The sequence below is a fragment of the Bradyrhizobium sp. 164 genome, assembly GCF_023073715.1.
In the GTDB taxonomy this organism is placed as follows: Bacteria; Pseudomonadota; Alphaproteobacteria; order Rhizobiales; family Xanthobacteraceae; genus Bradyrhizobium.
Genome location: NZ_JADPKA010000008.1, coordinates 107509 through 127947, shown reverse-complemented (window position 1 = coordinate 127947; position 20439 = coordinate 107509). Strand labels below are relative to the sequence as shown.

The window sequence follows — 20439 nt, the reverse complement described above, 5'->3', positions numbered from 1 at the left end:
ATGGGCGGCAGCGACGCACGCGCCCTCTCTCGCTCGCTGCTCGATTTGTGCCGGATGCGCAAGCTGACGATCGCGACGGCCGAGTCCTGCACCGGCGGCCTCGTCGCCGGCGCGCTGACCGACATCCCCGGTTCTTCCGACGTGATCGACCGGGGCTTCGTCACCTATTCCAACGACGCCAAGCGCGCGATGCTCGGGGTCGAGGCGAGCACGCTCGCCAATTTCGGCGCGGTCAGCAAGGAGACCGCAACCGCCATGGCGATCGGTGCCCTGGAGCGCGCCGATGTCGATCTCGCGGTCGCCATCACCGGAATTGCCGGCCCCGGCGGCGCAACGCCTGGCAAGCCGGTCGGCCTCGTGCACTTCGCGGCGGCGGCGCGCGACGGCCGCATCATCCATCGCGAGCACCGCTTCGGCGCGATCGGCCGCAGCGCCGTGCGCGCGCGCTCCGTGGTCGAGGCGCTGCGCATGCTGATGGACCTCGCCCGCGGCCCGCAAGTCCAGGTCAAGCCGCGCCCCGCAGCCGCAAGCCGTCTGCGTCCCCGCGTCACCCGCTCGCCACGCCGACACGCGGTGAAGCGCAGGCCGCCGCGCTCGCCGCGGGGCTGAGGCGCTCTCAGTCCGTCGACAGCAGCGCGCTTGCACGATCGAGCACGCGCTGCCTAACCGCATCGGCATCTGATGGATTGACCTTCGCGCTCACCGTCAATTCCACGACGGGTGCTGCGGGATCGGCAGCGATCACCTTTGACACATTGACCGACGGCGCGGTCCTGTCGTCGATGCGGGGATCGTCACGCAGCTCCTTCAGGATCTGGTCGGCCAACGCATTGGCCGCACCTGCCCTGACCGGAAACGCCACCTTGACTTCCCCCGTACCTGGATAGGCGCTGTGGTTGATGATGGCCGCGCCCCACACCTGCCCGTTCGGCAACAGGATCTGCGTATTGTCGAGCGCGACCAGCTCGGTCATGAACAGCGACAACGACTTCACCTTCCCCGCCTTGCCGGCGACCTCGACGTCGTCGCCGATGTGAAAGGGACGAAACAGCAGCAGCATCACGCCGGCGGCGAGGTTGGAGAGCGTGCCTTGAAGCGCAAGGCCGATGGCGAGTGAAGTCGCGCCCAGCACGGCAACGAGGCTCGCGGTCTGGATGCCGAAGAGCTGCAGCACGGCGATGCCGACCACCGCGAGCACGGCATAGCGAGCCACACTGGCGACGAACAAGGTCACCAGCGGATCGACCCGGTGCGTGACACTCAAGACGCGCGTGACGAAACGCTGCATTGCGCCGGACAGATACCAGCCGACCGCGAACAGCAGGATCGCGTAAATCGCGTTCAAGCCATACAGGACGAGCGATGCTTTCAACGTATCGAAATTGATGGTCATGGAAGCTCCAACCCGGACGAATCGGTTGAGAACTCGCGGCGGCGCGAAATGATCCCGGCGGATGTCGATGGGAACGCCAACCTGGTAGCCCGGATTGCGCTGCTCTCCATCTGGGCCACAACCCTTTGTGTTGCCCGTCGGGCAAGACACACAATTGCGCGGTCAATCCGCTCGCGTCAAAATATTCGCTTTTACAGAATTTCTGATTTTGCACATTGTCCGGCCACCTCATCCCTGTCAGAGGGGCGGATCGCGATCGTCACGAACGCGGGATGGGCCGTGGTGGACGCTGGCAGCACCGGCGCGAAGGGCATCGCAGGGCGGGCAACCGTGAGCGATCGCCGCGCGCAAACGACCGATGCGATCAGCGTACGGCAAAACCGTGTCGTCCTGACGCCCGGGGCCTGTGCGTCAAGTCTTGCGGTGATGCGTTTTCGTCCAACCGGGCGCGCGCATCAGCGATCCGCAAGGCGACGGGGGCAATAGTGCATCGCTCCCCGGGGAGAGCTCGGCATAAGCCGTCAAACCACTGCGCAGGGAAGGCCGGTTGTTTGGCTTCACCTGTATGCCGCTGTGCAGCTCTTCGTAGCGTAACTCCCGCACAGTGGACCGCGGGTGCCCAGCCGGCATCCGGTCTTCCCTGCGCCCTCTGACTTCAAGAGGGTGTCTCGACGAAGCAAAGCTCGGGCGAGAGAAAGCCGCGAGGACGCGCAGGTGTGTCTGCGATTGAGATGCCAATTGGAAAAGCTACCTGGATGCTCATCCTCAGTCATTTCCCAGCGGCTTGTCCGCCGAAGCTCGGAGAGCGAAGGCGGAAGCGAAGCAATCCAGAATGTTCCTCAGAGGGATTCTGGATTGCTTCGTCGCAAGAGCTCCTCGCAATGCCGGTGGAAAGAGTGCGGCCTACGTCGGCGCCAGCTTCGGCCGGCCATAAATCGCGTCCGCGCGTTTTTCGAACGCAGTGGAGAAGCGCGCGAATGCGGCGTCGAATATCGAGCCCATCAGCATCGCGAGCATGCGGCTCTTGAATTCATAGGCGAGAAAGAAACCGACATCGCAGACGCCCTCACCCTTGGGCTCGAACGTCCAGCGGTTTTCAAGATTTCTGAAAGGACCTTGCAGATATTCGACCAGGATTTTCAGATTGGCGCGGTCGAGTGTCACCCGGCTGGTGAAGGATTCCTTGACCAGCTTGAACGACACTGTCATGTCGGCGACCAGCACCTCGGTGCCGTCAGGTTTCGCCATGCGCTGACGCACTCTCAGCGCGCTGCACAGCGGCACGAATTCCGGGTATCGCTCGACGTCGGCGACCAGATCAAACATCTCGGATGCGCTGTGACTGACACGGCGCTTGCTCGAAAATTTGGGCATAGCGGTTCAGCGGGCGTTAGCTGCCCGCGCGGCCTTCAATCTCGCAAAATCCTCGCCGGCATGATGGGACGAGCGGGTCAGCGGGCTCGCCGACACCATCAGGAAGCCCTTGGTGTAGGCGACCTTCTCGTAGGAGGCGAACTCGTCGGGCGGCACGAAGCGCATCACGGCGTGATGCTTACGGGTGGGTTGGAGATACTGGCCGATGGTCAGGAAATCGACCTCGGCAGAGCGCAGATCGTCCATTACCTGGAGCACCTCGTGGCGCTCCTCGCCAAGGCCGACCATGATGCCGGACTTGGTGAAGATGGTGGGATCGAGCTCCCTAACCCGCTGCAGCAGCCGGATCGAGTGGAAATAGCGCGCGCCGGGCCGCACCGTGAGATAGCGCGACGGCACGGTCTCGAGATTGTGGTTGAACACGTCGGGCTTCGCCGCAACGACGACCTCGAGTGCCCCCTCCTTGCGCAGGAAGTCCGGCGTCAGGATCTCGATCGTGGTCGAAGGACACGCGGCGCGGATCGCACGAATGGTCTGGGCAAAATGCTCGGCGCCGCCGTCGGCGAGGTCGTCGCGGTCGACCGAAGTGATGACGACGTGCGCCAGCCCCAGCTTGGCCACGGCCTCGGCGACGTGCTGCGGTTCGGACGCATCGAGCGCGTTGGGCAGGCCGGTCTTGACGTTGCAGAAGGCGCAGGCACGGGTGCAGGTGTCACCCATGATCATGAAGGTCGCGTGCTTCTTGTCCCAACACTCGCCGATATTCGGGCAGCCCGCTTCCTCGCACACCGTGTGCAGGCCGTTGGCCCGCACGATGTTGCGGGTGTCGGCATAGCCGCGGGTATTGGGCGCGCGCACGCGAATCCAGTCCGGCTTCGGCGGCGAAGCGGAATCGGGCCGGTTCACCTTTTCAGGGTGGCGCGGGCGCAGCGGGTTCGTGATGGTATCGACAATAACGACCATGGGGTGTCCGGTCTGTTCAGGTCCTACCTAGTCGGTCTGGCTGAGCATCGCAACCCGGCTCGCCCCGCTTCAGCGAACATGGCAGATATGGGCAATATCCTGCTCTGTTCTCAGGCGATTCTCACCTCGAATGGCTCCAAGATCGAATGCCTCTCCGTTGCGGCTTGGCAAGCCGCTGAAGCGGACCTTTTTCGACCGCAGCGTCCACGAGGTCGCGCCCGACCTGATCGGCGCCACCATGCTGGTCGACGGCGTCGGTGGAATCATCGTCGAGGTCGAGGCCTATCATCATACCGACCCGGCCGCGCATTCCTATCGCGGGCCGACGCCTCGGAACCAGGTGATGTTTGGGCCGCCCGGCTACGCCTATGTCTACCGTTCCTACGGCATCCATTGGTGCGTGAACTTCGTCTGCGAGGAGGAAGGTTCGGCCAGCGCCGTGCTGATCCGCGCGCTGGAGCCGACCCATGGCTTAGCCGCGATGCGACGCCGCCGCCATCTCCAGGATTTGCACGCGCTGTGCTCGGGCCCGGGCAAGCTGACCGAAGCGCTCGGCATCACGATCGCGCACAACGCGCTGCCGCTGGATCGGCCGCCGATCGCCCTGCACGCGCGGACGGAGGATGTCGAGGTCGCTGCCGGGATTCGGATCGGCATCACCAAGGCGGTCGAGCTGCCCTGGCGCTATGGCATCAAGGGCTCGAAATTTTTGAGCAAGCCGTTTCCGAAGTAACGATCATTCCGGGATGGTCCGAAGGACCAGACCCGGAATCTCGAGATTCCGGGTTCGGCTCTTCGAGCCGCCCCGGAATGAGGACCAGATTAAGACGCCTGCTTGAGCCGCTCCAGCGCCTCCAGCAGCTTGGCCTTGCGGGCCAGCGCCGCCTCGCGCTTTTCGCGCTCCTCCTCGACGACCTCCTCGGCCGCGTTGGCGACGAACTTCTCGTTGGCCAGCTTGGACTCGGCGCGCTTGATGTCGGCGTCGGCCTTGCCGATCTCCTTGTCGAGACGCGTGCGCTCGGCGGCGACGTCGATTACGCCCTTCAGCGGCAGCGCGGCCACCTCGCCGCGCACAAGCAGTTGAACGGCGCCGTCAGGTGCGCGGTCGGCGAAAGAGATGTCGGAGAGCCGCGCCATGCGCTTGATGACTTCGGTCCAGCGCGGCGCGCGCTCTTTCGTCTCTGCCGAAACGCCCACGAGCACCAGCGCCGTCAGCGTCGCCGGCGGGATATTCATCTCGGCACGCACCGAACGGATCTGGGTGACGAGATCGATCACCCAGCCGATCTCGGCCTCGGCCGCGGGATCGCTGAAGTCGGCATGGTCGAAGATCGGCAGCACCCAGGCCGGCGAGACGAGCGGATCGGTCGGTCCCGTCGTCGCGGCGAGCATCGCAAGCTGCTCCGGCGTCGGCTCAACCGGCTTGAGCGGCCACGGCGCCAATGCGAGCAGGCTATCGCGCTTCGCCGTCACCTCCCACAGCTCTTCGGTGATGAAGGGCATGAAGGGGTGCAGCAGCTTGAGGATCTCGTCGCGCGCCCAGGCCACCATAGCGCGGGTTTCGTCCTTGGCGGGACTGTCGGGACCGAGCAGCACGGGCTTGGCGAGCTCGACATACCAGTCGCAATAGACGTTCCAGACGAAGCGGTAGATGCTGCCGGCGGCATCGTTGAAGCGATAGGCTCCGATGGCCTCGGTCACTTCTCGCGTGGTGTGCGCGCTCTCGTGCGCGATCCAGCGGTTCAGCGTCTGCTTCGCCTTCGCCGGCTCGAAGCCGTCGGGAACGGCACAGTGATTCATCTCCGCGAAGCGACAAGCATTCCAGAGCTTGGTCGCGAAATTGCGGTAGCCCTCGACGCGGCTGGTGGCGAGCTTGATGTCGCGGCCCTGCGCCGCCATCGCGGCCAGCGTGAAGCGGAGCGCGTCCGCGCCATATTCGTCGATCAGATGGAGGGGATCGATGACGTTGCCCTTCGACTTCGACATCTTGGCGCCCTTCTCGTCGCGGACGAGGGCGTGGATGTAGACGGTCGAGAACGGCACCTCCTTCATGAAGTGCAGGCCCATCATCATCATGCGGGCGACCCAGAAGAAGATGATGTCGAAGCCGGTCACCAGCGCATTGGTCGGATAATAGCGCTGCACCTCGGGCGTGTCGTCGGGCCAGCCGAGCGTCGAGAACGGCCACAGCGCCGACGAAAACCAAGTGTCGAGCACGTCCTCGTCGCGCGTGATGAAGCCTTCGCGCTTGTTGCGATCGAGCGCCATCTCACGCCCCTGCTCGGCCGTGATGACCTCCTGCTCGACGTAGTAGCCGAGCGCGTGGCTGACGGCCTCCTCCTCGGTCTCGGCGACGAACACCTTCCCATCCGGACCGTACCAGGCCGGGATCTGGTGGCCCCACCAGAGCTGGCGCGAGATGCACCAGGGCTGGATGTTCTCCATCCACTCGAAATAGGTCTTTTCCCAGTTTTTCGGCACGAACGTCGTTTCGCCCGAACGCACCGCCGCGATCGCGGGCTTCGCCAGCGTCTTGGCATCGACATACCATTGATCGGTCAGATACGGCTCGATCACGCTGTTCGAACGATCGCCATGCGGCACCATGTGGGTGTGCGGCTCGATCCGCTCGACGAAGCCGAACGATTCCAATCGCTCGACGATGCGCTTGCGTGCGACAAAGCGGTCGACCTTGTGGAATTCCTCGGCGAACTGCCCGGCGCCTTCCGGCAGGTCACGCAGATAATCCTCGTTGTCGAGGAGATCGAGAGAACCCTCCCTGTCGAGGACGCTGATCCGGCGCAGGCCGTGGCGATTACCGAGCTCGAAATCGTTGAAGTCGTGCGCCGGCGTCACCTTCACCGCGCCCGAGCCCTTGTCCGGATCCGAATAGTCGTCGGCGACGATCTGGATCTTGCGGCCGACCAACGGCAGGATGACGTTCTTGCCGATAAGCTTCTGATAACGCTCGTCCTCGGGATGTACCGCCACGCCGGTGTCGCCGAGCATGGTCTCGGGGCGCGTGGTGGCGACGACGATGAAGCTCGAGGGATCCTCAGGGCTGAACGTCTTCCCCTCGATCGGATAGCGCAGATACCAGAGGCTGCCCTTGACCTCGACCTGCTGCACTTCGAGATCGGAGATTGCGGTCAAGAGCTTGGTGTCCCAGTTCACCAGCCGCTTGTCCTTGTAGATCAGCCCCTGGCGGTGCAGCTCGACAAACACCTTGACGACGGCCTTCGACAGGCCCTCGTCCATGGTGAAGCGCTCGCGCGACCAGTCGCAGGACGCGCCGAGCCGCTTGAGCTGATTGATGATGGTGTCGCCGCTCTCGGCCTTCCACTGCCAGACCCGCTCCAGAAACTTCTCGCGGCCCATCTCGCGGCGGCCGGGCTCTTGACGCTCCATCAGCTGGCGCTCGACCACCATCTGGGTCGCGATGCCGGCATGGTCGGTGCCGGGCTGCCACAGCACGTCGCGGCCGCGCATGCGCTCGAACCGGCACAGGATGTCCTGAAGCGTGTTGTTGAGGGCGTGGCCCATGTGCAGCGAGCCCGTCACGTTCGGCGGCGGGATCACAATGGTGAACGGCACCGCGTCGCGGCGGTCGGGGCGGCCGGCCTTGAAGGCAAGGCTGTCCTCCCACACCACGGACATGCGGGTTTCGATATCGGCGGGCTGGTAATTTTTCTCGATCATGGGGCTGTTAGAAAGCCGCGCGCGCGGTTCAAGTCAACGGGAAGCTCGACGACAGGCGTTTTCGGCCCGGGCCGCAGGCCGAATATGACGCCGGAGCAGGGCTTTATCTTGGCCGCACGGCCCTTCTCAGCGGCCGCCGCGCGAGACTCGCTCGATTTCGGCCTTCACGATGCATTCAACCAGGCCCGGCAGATTGTCATCGAGCCAGGACTTCAGCATCGGACGCAACATCTCCTTGACCAGATCCTCCAGCGTCCGCGCATTGCTGCTCAGAACCGTGTGGGCCAGCGAGTTGAAGGCAGATTCGACCGCGGAGACCGTCGATTGCGCCAGGATCGGCTGTTGCGGCGGCACCGGCGGCGCATCGTAGTCCACCGGCGTGTAGGACGGCGGCGACGGGGGGCGCGGCTGCGGCGATTCCGTGAATTCGAGATCGTCGCGCGGCTCGACCTTGTGGAAGGTGGGTGGCGGCGGAGGCGGTGTCGGGTCCATCGCCATCTCGTCGGTCAACTCGAGCACGTCGGGCTCCGGCTCCGGCTCGGGAGCGCGGACCTCCGGCGCAGGCGTTGCTGCGTCGAGCCCGGCCAGCAGCGCGTCGATATCGTCTTGGCTATTGGATGCGTCCGCCGCAGCTGCGGACGGCGGCGGCGCCGGCTTTGCAGCCTGCGGCGGTGCGGGCTTCTCGGCGGCGGGTTTGGGCGGAGCGACCTTGGATGGCGGAATGTCGTTCATCGCCTGCGGCTTTGGCGCGGCGGGCGCCGCAGCCTTCTCGGGTTTTGCGGCTTCTGTCGGCGGCGGCTTGGCCTCATCGTCGGCGATGATGCGCCGGATCGAGGCCAGAATCTCCTCCATCGAGGGTTCTGTAACCTTTGCAGGCTGCGTCATCTCCGACTCCACATCATCAACGCCCTCGCATGCGTTGTTTTACACCAAGCACGGCAGGATTGGCCGGTTCCGGACCGGCGGCCCGACGATTTTCGTCGCAGCAGCCCGACTTGTCCCCAGATCACGGCTCAACGTGCGGCGGTGCGCCCCTGCCCCCGGCACTCAAGCTTTACGCACACGGCATCGATACGGGCGAATCGACCCGCATCTTCTTGGCAAGGCTATGTCAGGGATTTTGATGATTGCAAGCAAAGCGCCAGTCGGCCTCGGCACTTCGCGAGACCGACCGGATCACTACGGACATCAGCGTCCGTCAGGCGTGCGTACACCGGCCCAGCTGTCGCGGACCTGCTGGTAATGCACGGAGGGATCGTAGACCGTGGTCGCGAGGCCGAGCACCTGCGGCGACAGGCGGCCAACAGCCGCGAGAACGTTATAGGATGCAACCACGCGGTCATGCTGCGCGGTGACCAGCGCGACGCGCGCGTTGACCAAGGCCTGCTGCGCGTTGAGGACGTCGAGCGTGGTGCGCTGACCCGCCTTGGCTTCTTCGCGCACGCCATTCAGCGCGATCTCGGATGCCGCAACTTGCGCCTGCGCGGACTGCACCTGCGCCTTACCGGCCTGCAACGACCCCCACCACTGAACCACGGTCGCACGAATCTGATCGCGCGTGGTTTCGAGATTGAGACGCTGCTGCGCCAGGTTTTCCTTGGATTGACGGATCAGCGCATATTGATTGCCGCCATCATAGAGCTGCCACGAGGCCTGTGCGACCGCGGCTGCGCTAAACGACCTGTATTGAATCAGCGACTGTTCATTGGCCTGCGTTGCGCTGGCCTGCAACGTGACCGTGGGCAGCAGCGCGCCTTCGGCGACCTTGACCTGCAGATAGTTGACGTCGATGCCGAACATTGCGGCCGTGACGTTGGGATGCTCGACCAAGCTGAGCTCGACGGCCGAAGCGAGCGTCGCAGGCAGGAACCGGTCGACCGGCGAGCCCGGCGCGAGGTTTGTCGGCTCGTTGCCGATGATGCGACGGAAATTCGCGCGCGTCGTGGTGAGATTGGCTTCGGCGGTAAGCGCCTGCGTCCTGCCGGCAGCGAGTTGCGCTTCCGATTGGGCGACGTCGGTACGCGTCACTTCGCCGACATTGAAGCGGTCACGGGTCTGCTTCAGCGTCTGCTCGAGCACGCGCACGTTGCTGCGTTGGACTTCCAGCGTGGCGGCATCGCGCAGATAGTCCATGTAGGTCGTTGCAGCCTGAAGCAGCACGCTTTGATCGAGGCTGCGCAGCGCTTCGCGAGCACCGGACACCTGGCTCTCTGCCGCGCGCGTCCTGTTGGCGGTCTGGTTGCCGTTGTAGAGCGTCTGCGAAACCGTCAGGCCCGCGCTGCGGGGAACGGTGGTGCCATTGATTGGGGCGCTGCCCGGCGCGGTCAGCGTGTCCTGATATTGATAACCGGCGCTCGCCGTCAGCGCGACTCTGGGGCGATATCCCGACAATGCCTGAGGCACGTTCTCGTCGGTCGAGCGCACCTGGGCACGCTGTGCGTTGAGCTGCGGATTGTTCTGATAGGCGCGCACCAGCGCGGACTCGATCGTGTCCGCCAAGGCAGGCGTCGGCCCGGCTAGCGACAGCAGCAGGACCGAAACCGCAGCTCCGGTGAAGAGCTTCACCCCATGCATCCCTGAAATTCCGTTCATTCTAACGCCCGGCTCGTGCCCGCGAGCTGGGTACCGTCTATCGAGTGGAGTCGTTGCCCCGCCGCAACATAGGACGGGGATTGTCGCGGCGGAACCACCTCAGGGTAGTTCTCGGTGGAAACTCTTCACGTGCAGCATCCCGGCCACACTTCTGATTCAGAACGGGATTTTTCGGCTCCGGGCCTCAGAAAACGAAGGCGGCGGCCCGTTCCATCCCGGGAAGGACCGGGGCGGCGGCGTCGAACAACGCCCGATGGCCGAATTCACCATGAGTCTTTGTCACGATCATGGCCCGCGGCGGCCTGGATTCGGCCGACACTCCCACGAGGCGCCCGCCTTCCTTCAGCTGCCCGAGCAGCCCCTCCAGGGTTATCTCGGCAGCGCCATTGAGGACGATCACGTCATAAGGAGCGGTGGACGGATCACCCTCGCTGCAGGAGCCGACTTTGCAGGTAACGTTGGCGAGCCCAAGGGCAGCGAAGGCGTCCTTGGCCTTCGCCGCCAGACCCGGATCACATTCCGTCGCCGTGACCTGGCGCGCGAGCTTGGCGGCAAGCGCGGCCAGATAGCCCGTCGCGCAGCCGACGATCAGCACATTGTCTCCTTGGCCGATTTCGGCGGCCTGGAGCAGCTTGCCGGTCAGTTGCGGCTTGATCAGGAACCGCTTGGCGCCGCCCTCGCTCACATCGAGGTCGAGGTCGAGATAAGCCAACGCCTGCCTGCTGGCCGGCACGAAGGCCTCGCGCGGAACCGTAAGCATGGCATCGAGAATACGACGGTCGGTAACGTCATTGGTGCGCACCTGGCCATCGACCATTTTTTGGCGCGCAGTCGAGAAACCGGACATTTGCGGACCCTGGAATGCGGACGATGCCGCGGAGATGAATTGGCGGCATCTTTGAAACATGCCCGCCGAAAACGCAACATGGCCGTTGGCCGCGAGGAGCCCCATGGGCTTGCGCAGCTCACCGCATCAGGATCAGGGTGCGGGACGCATCATTCGATCGCCACCGCGAGGCGGCCGATCAGAGCGGCGACCTCGTCCAGCCGTGCCGAATCGGGTGCCTCGACCGCACGCGCAAGACAAGCGATGCATTCGTCGTCGCTGAGTTCGGGAATGTCGGCCGGCAGGATCGAGGGTCCCCTATGAGAACGGTCGATCTGAATGTCTGGCATGGGAATCAGCTCCGTAAGGATCCGGCACGGGGCAAGCTCGATTTGAATTGAGTCGATTTGGCGCCGTCCTCATGGCGCCAAGGCGCTATTGCACACGTCTGGTTGAGTTTGATTGCGCGTCGGGATCGTGGAAGCAGTTCAGATATTGCCGCAACGAAATCGCGCGGCACGTGAAGGCGCTATCGCAACTCGTTGAACTGGCGATAAAATTTGGCTCCCCGGGCTGGATTCGAACCAGCGACCATCCGATTAACAGTCGGATGCTCTACCGCTGAGCTACCGAGGAAAAGGCGAACCAGTCGTTCGCGCGCGGCTGCGTATAACAAAGCCAGTTGCGCTTGCAAAGGACGAATTCGTCGTCCTTCGCAATGCGTTCGCAATAATGGCAGGCGGCGAACTTAGGTTTCTCGTCCCCTCTGACTGGGATGAGGTGGCCGGACAATGCGCTAAGTCAGAATTTCTGTAGAGGCGAAGCTCCGATGGAGCAAAACGTAGTCCGAGACGTTCCGTCATTGGGATCGACGCGTGCGGACCGACGTTGGCTTTTCGATCACTCAACAGCCTGTCCGCAGCATATTCACAAGCGCGGATTCAACAGATTTGCGTGGCGCGCACGCCACTTGCTGCGCACAAATCCACAGAGACGACTACCCGCCGGCCTGGTCGAACACGCCGCGGCACGCTTCGCTCAGGCTGGCCCGGTGACGTCGCAGGCACGCGGTGATGGCACGGACGTTGGGGATTTCGCCGGCGCAGAGACGGTAGACGTCGGGCGTGCAGGCCCGGCGCTGCTCCGGCGTTCCCTGCGCATGGGCGGCGGAGGCAAACATCGTCAGGAAAAGCCCGACCGTCGAGGCGCGGCGCGCCCGGCTCTTCACAATTGCAAACCGCAAGAACCTCACCTTCATGACCGCTCTCCCGTTCTGCTCTGCCCGCCCGGCGGCGTTGGCCGGGGTCGCGACAACGTTTGCGAGAAATAAAGCCGGGACGATGTGACTTCTTTCACACTGCGGGCAAGGCTCAGGAACCTAAGTTCCAAGGGGATTTTCAGGACTCGCTAACCAATCGGGACCCGAGCGCCGGATCGTTAAAATGCGAACGACCGGGTCAATCGGGAAACAAGCCGGCTTTGCGATATTGGGCCGTCTGCTTTCCGGAGGGTGCGATGAGCGAAGCCGAATTCAACTTGCTGCTGGATGCCGTCGGGGGCGCCATGATTCACGAAGATTGCACGCCCGCGCCGAAGGAGGAATTCGTGCCCCGTTCGTGGTCGTGCGTCGCAACGCCCAGGGCCGCCAATGATAATGAGGGCGCCTGGCCTCTCCTCCCCTTTCCGGACGGCTGGTACGCAGCCTGCTGACTACCTTCATCGTAAACGGAAGCGTCCCGCCCTTGCGGGATTTTTGAACGATGCTGTTAAGCATCGCGCGCCCCACGAATGAGTCGAGCTCCCTCCAGCTCGGATTTCGGGATAGATCGGACGATGCCACCCACGATCTTTCCAGCGCTCGATTGATAGGCGTGGTTTTGCGGGACAGGCACGCTCCTTGCCTATTGGACCTGCCCAAGCATGGAGGCGTGCACTGATGGGACAGCGAGCTCGTATTTCAAAGCGTCCGAAGTCCAATTTGACACATGCTGCCCGCGACAAGCTGCTCGCGTTGTTAGACGCAATCGAGGAACTTGAAGATCTCAGAGAGAAAGTCCGGCTCGCCGAAGCCGCCCGCGTGCTGCACTAGGATTAGGTGGAGAATCCATTCTCTTCGGGGGCGCTTCGGCGCGTCCTAGACTAGCCCGGGGGTCACCGCGACTGACCGACACGCCTCTCGTCGCAGAGCCGTTTCGAACAGCAATCTCGGCCCAGAGACATCAGCGGGCCGCCGTACTGTCGCGAACTCGGTGGGACCGGTCTTGCTGTGCGCCGCTACCTAGAATTTGCAATCCGCTGGCCGGCCGGATCAGCGGAACTGAGACCGAATGAAGTCTACAAGCAGTTTCCGTAGCTTGTAATGGAGGCCACGACCAGAATTGAACTGGTGTACACGGTTTTGCAGACCGTTGCGTAACCACTCCGCCACGTGGCCCCGTAAGGCCGGAGCAATATAGGGGATGAAAGGTTTAGGCAACCCCGATGGGCCAGCTGTCCCTTTACCCCATCGGTCGGTTGGTAGATGCAGGCGAGAACGCGCAGCACGATGTAGGCTTGGGTCAGGCTCGTTTGCGACGCCGGAAGTCGCGGCGGCCCTTCGGGGCAGGTTTGGGCGCCAGTTCCGGCATCTCGGCCTGGACCTCGCGGTAGCGTGTCAACAGTCGTTCAAAACTGGCGTGCAGGGTGTCGGCGATATCGGGACGCCGCTCGACGGCCGCGAGGATCGTCGCCGCGGCCTCGATGGTCGAAAGACCGTCGCGGCGTGGCTCCTTGCGCAGGCGGCCGTAGCGCGAGGGGTGCGCCGGGTTCAGGATCACGCGCTGGCATTTCAGCATCCAGGGATTGCGCCACCACAGCGCCTTGGCCTGGCTCCAGGTGCCGTCGAGCAGCACGACGCCTTCGAGCTTGCCGAGGATCGCGCGCTGGTTGTCCGCGATCTCACCCTTGCGGTTGAGCGCGACGATCTCGCCCTCGGCCTCGAGATCGGCGGCGCGAGCCGAGCCGAGATAGAGCACGGCCCACCGCGCGGCATTCTCGACCGGCCGGCCCAGCGCCTTGGACAGGCTCGGCCAGGACAGGCCAACGCGCAGCGTGGCATCTACGAAATGCTTAGCGAGCAGCCGCGCGGTGCCGAGCGCCCTGTCCTGTTCCTGCGGATGCTGGAGGATCAGGAGCGACAGCCGATTTTCAATGGGCGTGACGGTGTCGCAGATGCACAGCGGCATCGGCTTCTGGCAGTGCGGGCATTCGGGGATCGGCTCGGTCGGCGCGGCAGCGGTGTCGGGCTGGTTGGACATGGCGCCGCTATACGCTCCAAGCGACGCTTCAACAACCTATTCCGCCGGCGCGGGCAGCGGGCGCGGCGCGGTTCGCCGTCTCAGACGGTCGATCAGGAGGTAGATCACTGGCGTCGTGTAGAGCGTCAGGATCTGCGAGACGAACAGACCGCCGATGATGGTGATGCCGAGCGGTCGGCGCAGCTCCGTGCCGGGGCCGGTCGCGACCACCAGCGGAATGCCGGCGAACAGCGCCGCCATTGTCGTCATCAGGATCGGGCGGAAGCGCGCCTGGCAGGCCTCGAAGATCGCCTCCGCCGACGACAATCCGCGCTGGCGCTCGGCATCGAGAGCGAAGTCGACCATCATGATGCCGTTCTTCTTCACGATGCCGATCAGCAGGATGATGCCGACGAAGGCGATCACGGTCAGCGGCGTATTGGTCAGTTGAAGCGCAAGCAGCGCGCCGAGGCCGGCTGACGGTAGCGTGGAGATGATCGTGAGCGGGTGGGCAAGGCTCTCATAGAGCACGCCGAGCACGATATACATCGCGACTAGCGCACCGAGGATCAGGAGCGGCTGACGCCCGCTGGTCTTGGCGAAATCGCCGGCATTGCCGTCAAAGCTGCCACGGATGCCCTCGGGCATGTGCAATTCCTCGACCGCACGCTGGATATTTTGCGTCGCGGCCTGGAGCGGCACGTCCGGCAAGAGGTTGAACGAGACTGTCGTCGAGGGGAACGACTGCGAGTGATAAACCGCGAGCGCGGCAAGTCCGCGCGTTGCGTGCACCACGGCCGACAATGGGACCTGAGCGTCGCCGGCGCCGGCGACATAGATGCGATCGAGATTGGAGGGATCGACCTGGAATTTCGGGTCGATCTCCAGCACGGTCATGTACTGGTTGCGCTGGGTGTAGATGATTCCGATCTGCCGCTGCGCGAAAGCGTTGTTCAACGCATTGTCGATGTCCTGGACCCTGACGCCCAGCGCCGAGGCCTTCTGGCGATCGATGCTGAGCGTAAGCTGGAGCCCACCGGGATCGCGGTCGCTGGAGATATCGGTGATGCCCTCGATGCTTTCCATCCGCTTGGCCACGATCGGCGCCCATTTCTGCAGCAGGCCGAGATCGGTGCTGGTCAGCGTGTACTGGTAGTCGGAATCGCTTTGCCGCCCGCCGGCGCGCACGTCCTGGGCGGCGAACATGAACAGGCGGATGCCGGGCACGGGATACAATGCGCGCCTGAGACGGTCGATGACGACCTGCGTCGAGACGTGCTCGCGCTCCTCCGGCGGCTTCAGGCTGATGAACATGGTGCCGCGGTTCGAGGTCGCCGCCCCCGGGCCGCCGCCGCTACCGACGGTCGAGCCGATGCCGGCGACGGCCGGATCCTGCATCACGATGTCGGCGAGCCGCTGCTGGAGGCCGAGCATGGACTGGAACGAGATGTCGGCCGAAGCGCGGGTCGCGCCGATGATGAAACCGGAATCATCGGTCGGGAAATAGCCCTTGGGCACCTTGATGTAGAGCGTCACCGTGAGGCCGATGGTGGCGAAGAATACGAGCAGCGTCAGCAGCGGAAATTCCAGTACGGTGCGCAGAGTGCGGGTGTAGAAGGCGACGATGCGCGACAGCGAGCCCTCGATCAGGCGGTCGAACAACGTCGCGGTGCCGGACGTGGTCTGCCGGATGTAATGGGCGCAGATCATTGGCGTGACCGTGAGCGACACCAGCGTCGAGACCAGGATCGCGAAGGTCAGCGTCAGCGAGAATTCGCGCAGGAGACGGCCGACGATGCCGTCCATGAAGATCAACGGCGTGAACGCTGCGATCAGTGACAGGCTGATCGAGACCACGGTAAATCCGATCTGCTTCGCACCCTCCTGCGCCGCCCGAAACGGCCGCATGCCGTGCTCCAGATTGCGGAACATGTTCTCGATCATGACGATAGCGTCGTCGACCACGAAGCCGACGGAGATCGCCAGCGCCATCAGCGAGAGATTGTCGATCGAGAAGCCCGCGACCCACATGCCGGCGCAGGTGCCGGCCAGCGCCAGCGGCACCGAGATGCCCGCTGCGATCGTCGGCGTCAGCCGCCGCAGGAACACGAACACCACGACCATGACGAGGAGCGCGGTTGCCAGCAAGGTCCATTGCATATCCAGGACGCTGGCGCGGATCGTACCGGTGCGATCGACCAGCGTCGAGATCTCGACGCCGGCCGGGATCCACTGCTTCAGCGCGGGGATCAGCGCCTTCACCCGATCGACCGTGCCGATGACGTTGGCGTCGCCCTGCTTGGTGATCTGGATCAGCACCGCCGGCTGCTTGTTGAACCAGGCGATCGAGCGGGCGTTGCGGACGGAATCCTCGATATCGGCGACGTCGGACAGCCGCACGAAATTGCCGTTGGAGCTTTTGATGACGATGTCGCGGAACTCTTTCGCCGTGCGCATCTGCCGATTGAGGGCCAGCGTCTCGCTCTGGCGCTCGCCGTTGAAGATGCCGACGGGACCGAGCGGGTTGGCGTTGATGATCGCGGTCCTGACGTCGTCGGTGGCGATACCTGCATTCGACAGCGCGACGGGATTGAGCTGCACCCGCACGGCCGGCTGGTCGGCGCCGGAGACCGTGACGTCGCCGACACCAGGCACCTGTGAGATACGCTGCGCGATGACCGTATCTGCGACGTCGTAGATCGCGCTGGCCGACAGCGTCTTCGAGGTCAAAGCGAGCACGAAGACGGGCGCGCCGGCCGTGTTGGCTTTGCGGAAGCGAGGCAGCGTCGGCAGGTCGCTGGGCAGATCGACGAGCGAGGCGTTGATGGCTGCCTGCACGTCGCGGGCGGCCTTGTCGATGTTGCGGCCGATGTCGAACTGGAGCTGGATGTTGGTCGTGCCGAGCGAACTTGTGGACGTGATCTGGTTGATGCCGGCGATCTCGCCGAGCCGCCGTTCCAGCGGCGAGGCCACGGTCGCGGCCATCACGGACGGATCGGCGCCGGGGCGACTGGCAGAGACGAAGATGGCGGGAAAGTCGACATTCGGGACCGAGGCAACGGGAAGGAACTGGTAGGCGACGACACCCAGCAGGAACAACCCGATCGACAGCAGCGTGGTCGCGACCGGGCGGCGGATGAAGGGCTCCGAGATCGATGCCATCACTGCATCCCCTCGGTCGCGCCGGCAATCGGCGGGCCGCCGGATTCGGCCGGCGGCAGCGCCTGCTCGAGGCGGCGGTTGATGCGGTCGAGCGCGAGGTAGATCACGGGGGTGGTATAGAGCGTCAGTAACTGGCTCAGCAGCAGGCCGCCGATGATGGAGATGCCGAGCGGAAAGCGCAGCTCGGCGCCGGTGCCGCTCTCGATCGCCAGCGGCAGCGCGCCGAACAGCGCCGCCAGCGTCGTCATCATGATCGGACGGAAGCGCAAGAGGCAGGCCTGCACGATCGCCTCGTTCGGCGACATGCCCTGCCTGCGCTCGGCCTCCAGCGCGAAGTCGATCATCATGATCGCGTTCTTCTTGACGATGCCCATCAAGAGGATGATGCCGATCAGGCCGATCACCGAGAGGTCCTGGCCGCACAGCACCAGGGCCAGGATAGCGCCGACGCCGGCCGAGGGCAGCGTCGAGAGGATGGTGATCGGGTGGATGTAGCTCTCATAGAGCACGCCGAGCACGATGTAGATGGTGATGACGGCGGCAAGCAGCAGCCAGGGCTGGCCGGCCAGCGCCTTGGCGAATTCGGCGGCATCGCCGGCATAGACGCCGACGATGCTGTTGGGCATGCCGATCCGGGTCTCGATCGTCTTGACCGCCTCGACCGCATCGCCCAGCGCCGCGCCCGGCGCAAGATTGAAGCTGAGCGACACGGAGGGGAATTGCGCCTGGTGCGAGATCGCGAGCGGCGCCGTGGTGCGCTTCAGCGTCGCCACGGCCGACAGCGGCACCTGGGCGCTTGGCGCGCCGACGGTGGTGCTCGCGGCGCCCGGCAGATAGAGCTTTGACAGGATCGAAGGGTCGCGCTGGTACATCGGCAGCGCCTCCAGCACGACTCGGTACTGGTTGGCCTGGCCGTAGATAGTCGAGATCTGCCGCTGCGCGAAGGCGTCGTTCAGCGTGTCGGTGATGGCCTGGAGGCTGACGCCGAGTTGCCCCGCCCGCGTGCGATCCACGTCGAGCTGCGCCCGCAGCCCGCCTTCCTGCGCCTCCGAGGAGACGTCACGGAACAGCGGATTCCGCCGCATCTCCGCCACCAGCTTGCCCGCCCATTCCGAGACCAGCGTCGCATCGGTGCCGGTCAGCGTGTACTGGTATTGCGAGCGGCTCGACTGGGTCGAGATCTGCACGTCCTGCACCGGCTGGAAATAGACCGTCATGCCGGGAATGCCAGATACCCTCTCCTTCAGGCGAATCACGACCGCGGCGACATCGTCGCGCCGTTCGCCGCGCGGTTTCAAGGTCATCACGATGCGCCCGACATTGGTGGTCGGGTTGACCGAGCCCGCCCCGATCACGGAGACCACGCCAACCACGTCGGGATCGGCCTTGATGGCGGCGGCGGCCTCGGCTTGCCGCTTCTGCATCTCCGCGAACGACACGTCGGGCCCGGCCTCCGTCACCGCCGTGATCGAGGCGGTGTCCTGGAGCGGCAGGAAGCCTTTTGGCGCGACGACATAGAGGACGAGGGTCGCAACCAGCGTGGCAAAGGTTACGACCAAGGTGGCGCGCTGGCGTTCCAGCACCCACAGCAGCGTCCGGTGATAGGCCTCGACGGTGCGGTCGATGAAACGGCTGACAGCGGCGAGGCCCGGCACCGCCAGCTCCTCGTGGGCGGCTTTAAGCAGACGCGAGCACATCATCGGCGTCAGCGTCAGCGAGACCACCGCCGAGGTGACGACGGCGATGGTCAGCGTCAACGCGAATTCGCGGAACATGCGCCCGACGAGACCGGACATGAACAACAGCGGAATGAAGACCGCGATCAGCGACACCGTCAGCGAGATCACCGTGAAGCCGATTTCGCTGGCGCCCTTCAGCGAGGCCTCCATCGCACTCTCGCCATTCTCCATGTGGCGGACGATGTTCTCGATCATGACGATGGCGTCGTCGACGACGAAGCCGGTGCCGATCGTCAGCGCCATCAGCGAGAGATTGTCGAGGCTGAAGCCGGCAAAATACATGATGCCGAAGCTCGTAATCAGCGATAGCGGCAGCGCCACGCCTGCGATCAACGTAGCCCGTAGCGAACGCAGGAACAGCAGCACCACCAGGGTCACCAGCACGACGCTCAGGATCAAGGTGAACTGCACGTCATGGACCGAAGCACGAATGGTGACGGTGCGGTCGGAGACGATGGTGAGGTTCACGCCGGCAGGAATCGCGCGCTGCACCTTGGGGATCTCGGCGCGGATCTGGCTGACGACGTCGATGACGTTGGCGCCGGGCTGGCGCTGGATGTCGATGATGACCGCCGGCGTGCCCTGGTACCAGCCGCCAGTGCGGTCGTTCTCGAGGCCGTCGACGATCTGCGCGACGTCGGCGATGGTCACGGGCGAGCCATTGCGATAGGCAATGATGACGGGCTTGTAGGCGTCCGCCGCGGCGATCTGGTCGTTGGCGGCAATGATGTAGGATTGTTGCGCGCCGTCGAGCGATCCCTTCGGCCCGGAGACGTTGGCATTGGCGATCGCCGTGCGCAGGTCCTCCATGGCGATGCCATAGGCGGCCAGCCGCGCCAGATCGGCCTGGATGCGCACGGCCGGCTTCAGCCCGCCGAGCACCGAAACGCGTCCGACGCCAGAAATCTGGCTCAAGCGTTGCGCCAGAATGGTGTCGGCGATGTCGCTCATCACGCGCAGCGAGATCGTGTCCGAGCGCAGCGCCAGCGTCATCACCGGCGCGTCCGCCGGATTCACCTTGGCGTAGGTCGGCGGATAAGGCAGCGTTTTGGGCAGCACACCAGCCGCCGCGTTGATCGCGGCCTGCACGTCCTGGGTCGCACCGTCGATGTCGCGGTTGAGGTCGAACTGAAGCGAGATCTGGCTGACGCCGAACGAGCTGGTCGAGTTTATCGCCGACAGCGAGGGGATCTGGCCGAGCTGCCGCTCGAGCGGCGCGGTGATGAGCGAGGCGATCACGTCGGGGCTCGCGCCTGGCAGCTGCGTCGTCACCTGCACGGTCGGGAAATCGACCTGCGGCAACGCCGAGACCGGCAGCGCGAAGTAGCCGAGCGCGCCGCCGATCAACAGCGCGATGCCGAGCAGCGAGGTCGCAATCGGCCGTCGGATGAAGGGTTCGGAGACACCCATGGGCTA

General features: G+C 64.5%; 16 protein-coding genes and 2 tRNA genes. 4 read left to right on the top strand and 14 right to left on the bottom strand.

Going from position 1 to position 20439, the window contains the following annotated elements; genetic code table 11:
* Window positions 1-609, top strand: a complete 609-nt coding sequence (locus tag IVB01_RS03720) for a CinA family protein (RefSeq protein ID WP_247281081.1) — start codon at window positions 1-3, stop codon at window positions 607-609.
* Window positions 610-616: 7 nt separating this feature from the next.
* On the opposite strand, the gene IVB01_RS03715 is transcribed toward IVB01_RS03720, so the two are convergent.
* From IVB01_RS03715 to lipA, 3 genes are all read right to left on the bottom strand, one after another.
* Window positions 617-1393, bottom strand: coding sequence for a mechanosensitive ion channel domain-containing protein (locus IVB01_RS03715; protein ID WP_247281080.1), 777 nt, complete (start codon window positions 1391-1393; stop codon window positions 617-619).
* 903 nt (window positions 1394-2296) lie between these two features.
* A complete protein-coding gene (locus tag IVB01_RS03710) occupies window positions 2297-2767 on the bottom strand; it encodes a type II toxin-antitoxin system RatA family toxin (protein WP_247281079.1) in 471 nt (156 codons plus the stop codon).
* Between the two features lie 6 nt (window positions 2768-2773).
* A complete protein-coding gene (lipA, locus tag IVB01_RS03705) occupies window positions 2774-3730 on the bottom strand; it encodes a lipoyl synthase (RefSeq protein WP_247281078.1) in 957 nt (318 codons plus the stop codon).
* Between the two features lie 130 nt (window positions 3731-3860).
* On the opposite strand from lipA, the gene IVB01_RS03700 reads away from it, so the two are divergent.
* Window positions 3861-4463, top strand: a complete 603-nt coding sequence (locus IVB01_RS03700) for a DNA-3-methyladenine glycosylase (protein ID WP_247281077.1) — start codon at window positions 3861-3863, stop codon at window positions 4461-4463.
* A gap of 89 nt (window positions 4464-4552) precedes the next feature.
* Here IVB01_RS03700 and IVB01_RS03695 read toward each other — a convergent pair whose 3' ends face one another.
* From IVB01_RS03695 to IVB01_RS03665, 7 genes are all read right to left on the bottom strand, one after another.
* The gene (locus IVB01_RS03695) at window positions 4553-7429 is read right to left on the bottom strand and encodes a valine--tRNA ligase (protein WP_247281076.1); all 2877 of its coding nucleotides are present in this window, start codon (window positions 7427-7429) and stop codon (window positions 4553-4555) included.
* A gap of 126 nt (window positions 7430-7555) precedes the next feature.
* Window positions 7556-8314, bottom strand: a complete 759-nt coding sequence (locus IVB01_RS03690; RefSeq protein ID WP_247494249.1) for a DUF2497 domain-containing protein — start codon at window positions 8312-8314, stop codon at window positions 7556-7558.
* Window positions 8315-8617: 303 nt separating this feature from the next.
* A complete protein-coding gene (locus IVB01_RS03685) occupies window positions 8618-10003 on the bottom strand; it encodes a TolC family outer membrane protein (RefSeq protein ID WP_247281128.1) in 1386 nt (461 codons plus the stop codon).
* Window positions 10004-10205: 202 nt separating this feature from the next.
* Window positions 10206-10868, bottom strand: a complete 663-nt coding sequence (locus IVB01_RS03680; RefSeq protein WP_247281074.1) for a protein-L-isoaspartate O-methyltransferase — start codon at window positions 10866-10868, stop codon at window positions 10206-10208.
* 149 nt (window positions 10869-11017) lie between these two features.
* A complete protein-coding gene (locus IVB01_RS03675; protein WP_247281073.1) occupies window positions 11018-11197 on the bottom strand; it encodes a hypothetical protein in 180 nt (59 codons plus the stop codon).
* 211 nt (window positions 11198-11408) lie between these two features.
* A tRNA-Asn gene (locus IVB01_RS03670) sits at window positions 11409-11483 on the bottom strand.
* Window positions 11484-11844: 361 nt separating this feature from the next.
* Window positions 11845-12105, bottom strand: a complete 261-nt coding sequence (locus IVB01_RS03665) for a hypothetical protein (protein WP_247281072.1) — start codon at window positions 12103-12105, stop codon at window positions 11845-11847.
* A gap of 257 nt (window positions 12106-12362) precedes the next feature.
* Between IVB01_RS03665 and IVB01_RS03660 the strand changes: the two genes are divergently transcribed.
* Window positions 12363-12557 (top strand): hypothetical protein, encoded by a 195-nt coding sequence (locus IVB01_RS03660; protein WP_247281071.1) that lies wholly within the window; start codon window positions 12363-12365, stop codon window positions 12555-12557.
* Window positions 12558-12783: 226 nt separating this feature from the next.
* Window positions 12784-12936 carry a hypothetical protein gene (locus IVB01_RS03655; RefSeq protein ID WP_247281070.1) on the top strand — a complete coding sequence of 51 codons (153 nt, stop codon included), beginning with the start codon at window positions 12784-12786 and terminating at the stop codon, window positions 12934-12936.
* Window positions 12937-13207: 271 nt separating this feature from the next.
* Here IVB01_RS03655 and IVB01_RS03650 read toward each other — a convergent pair.
* The 4 genes from IVB01_RS03650 to IVB01_RS03635 form a co-directional block, all read right to left on the bottom strand.
* A tRNA-Cys gene (locus IVB01_RS03650) sits at window positions 13208-13281 on the bottom strand.
* 124 nt (window positions 13282-13405) lie between these two features.
* Entirely contained in the window at window positions 13406-14143 is a 738-nt protein-coding gene (locus IVB01_RS03645; RefSeq protein ID WP_247281069.1) for a tRNA-uridine aminocarboxypropyltransferase, read from the bottom strand.
* A gap of 36 nt (window positions 14144-14179) precedes the next feature.
* A complete protein-coding gene (locus IVB01_RS03640; protein ID WP_247281068.1) occupies window positions 14180-17284 on the bottom strand; it encodes an efflux RND transporter permease subunit in 3105 nt (1034 codons plus the stop codon).
* Window positions 17284-20433 (bottom strand): efflux RND transporter permease subunit, encoded by a 3150-nt coding sequence (locus IVB01_RS03635; RefSeq protein WP_247281067.1) that lies wholly within the window; start codon window positions 20431-20433, stop codon window positions 17284-17286. The genes IVB01_RS03640 and IVB01_RS03635 overlap by 1 nt, the downstream gene beginning before the upstream one ends.
* Window positions 20434-20439: the final 6 nt, after the last annotated feature.

What these genes read in the sequence shown, in the direction of transcription:
- IVB01_RS03720 (WP_247281081.1), top strand. Translation starts at nt 1, where the DNA reads ATGGGCGGCAGCGACGCACGCGCCCTCTCTCGCTCGCTGCTCGATTTG.
- IVB01_RS03715 (WP_247281080.1), bottom strand. Translation starts at nt 1,393, where the DNA reads ATGACCATCAATTTCGATACGTTGAAAGCATCGCTCGTCCTGTATGGC.
- IVB01_RS03710 (WP_247281079.1), bottom strand. Translation starts at nt 2,767, where the DNA reads ATGCCCAAATTTTCGAGCAAGCGCCGTGTCAGTCACAGCGCATCCGAG.
- lipA (WP_247281078.1), bottom strand. Translation starts at nt 3,730, where the DNA reads ATGGTCGTTATTGTCGATACCATCACGAACCCGCTGCGCCCGCGCCAC.
- IVB01_RS03700 (WP_247281077.1), top strand. Translation starts at nt 3,861, where the DNA reads ATGGCTCCAAGATCGAATGCCTCTCCGTTGCGGCTTGGCAAGCCGCTG.
- IVB01_RS03695 (WP_247281076.1), bottom strand. Translation starts at nt 7,429, where the DNA reads ATGATCGAGAAAAATTACCAGCCCGCCGATATCGAAACCCGCATGTCC.
- IVB01_RS03690 (WP_247494249.1), bottom strand. Translation starts at nt 8,314, where the DNA reads ATGACGCAGCCTGCAAAGGTTACAGAACCCTCGATGGAGGAGATTCTG.
- IVB01_RS03685 (WP_247281128.1), bottom strand. Translation starts at nt 10,003, where the DNA reads ATGCATGGGGTGAAGCTCTTCACCGGAGCTGCGGTTTCGGTCCTGCTG.
- IVB01_RS03680 (WP_247281074.1), bottom strand. Translation starts at nt 10,868, where the DNA reads ATGTCCGGTTTCTCGACTGCGCGCCAAAAAATGGTCGATGGCCAGGTG.
- IVB01_RS03675 (WP_247281073.1), bottom strand. Translation starts at nt 11,197, where the DNA reads ATGCCAGACATTCAGATCGACCGTTCTCATAGGGGACCCTCGATCCTG.
- IVB01_RS03665 (WP_247281072.1), bottom strand. Translation starts at nt 12,105, where the DNA reads ATGAAGGTGAGGTTCTTGCGGTTTGCAATTGTGAAGAGCCGGGCGCGC.
- IVB01_RS03660 (WP_247281071.1), top strand. Translation starts at nt 12,363, where the DNA reads ATGAGCGAAGCCGAATTCAACTTGCTGCTGGATGCCGTCGGGGGCGCC.
- IVB01_RS03655 (WP_247281070.1), top strand. Translation starts at nt 12,784, where the DNA reads ATGGGACAGCGAGCTCGTATTTCAAAGCGTCCGAAGTCCAATTTGACA.
- IVB01_RS03645 (WP_247281069.1), bottom strand. Translation starts at nt 14,143, where the DNA reads ATGTCCAACCAGCCCGACACCGCTGCCGCGCCGACCGAGCCGATCCCC.
- IVB01_RS03640 (WP_247281068.1), bottom strand. Translation starts at nt 17,284, where the DNA reads ATGGCATCGATCTCGGAGCCCTTCATCCGCCGCCCGGTCGCGACCACG.
- IVB01_RS03635 (WP_247281067.1), bottom strand. Translation starts at nt 20,433, where the DNA reads ATGGGTGTCTCCGAACCCTTCATCCGACGGCCGATTGCGACCTCGCTG.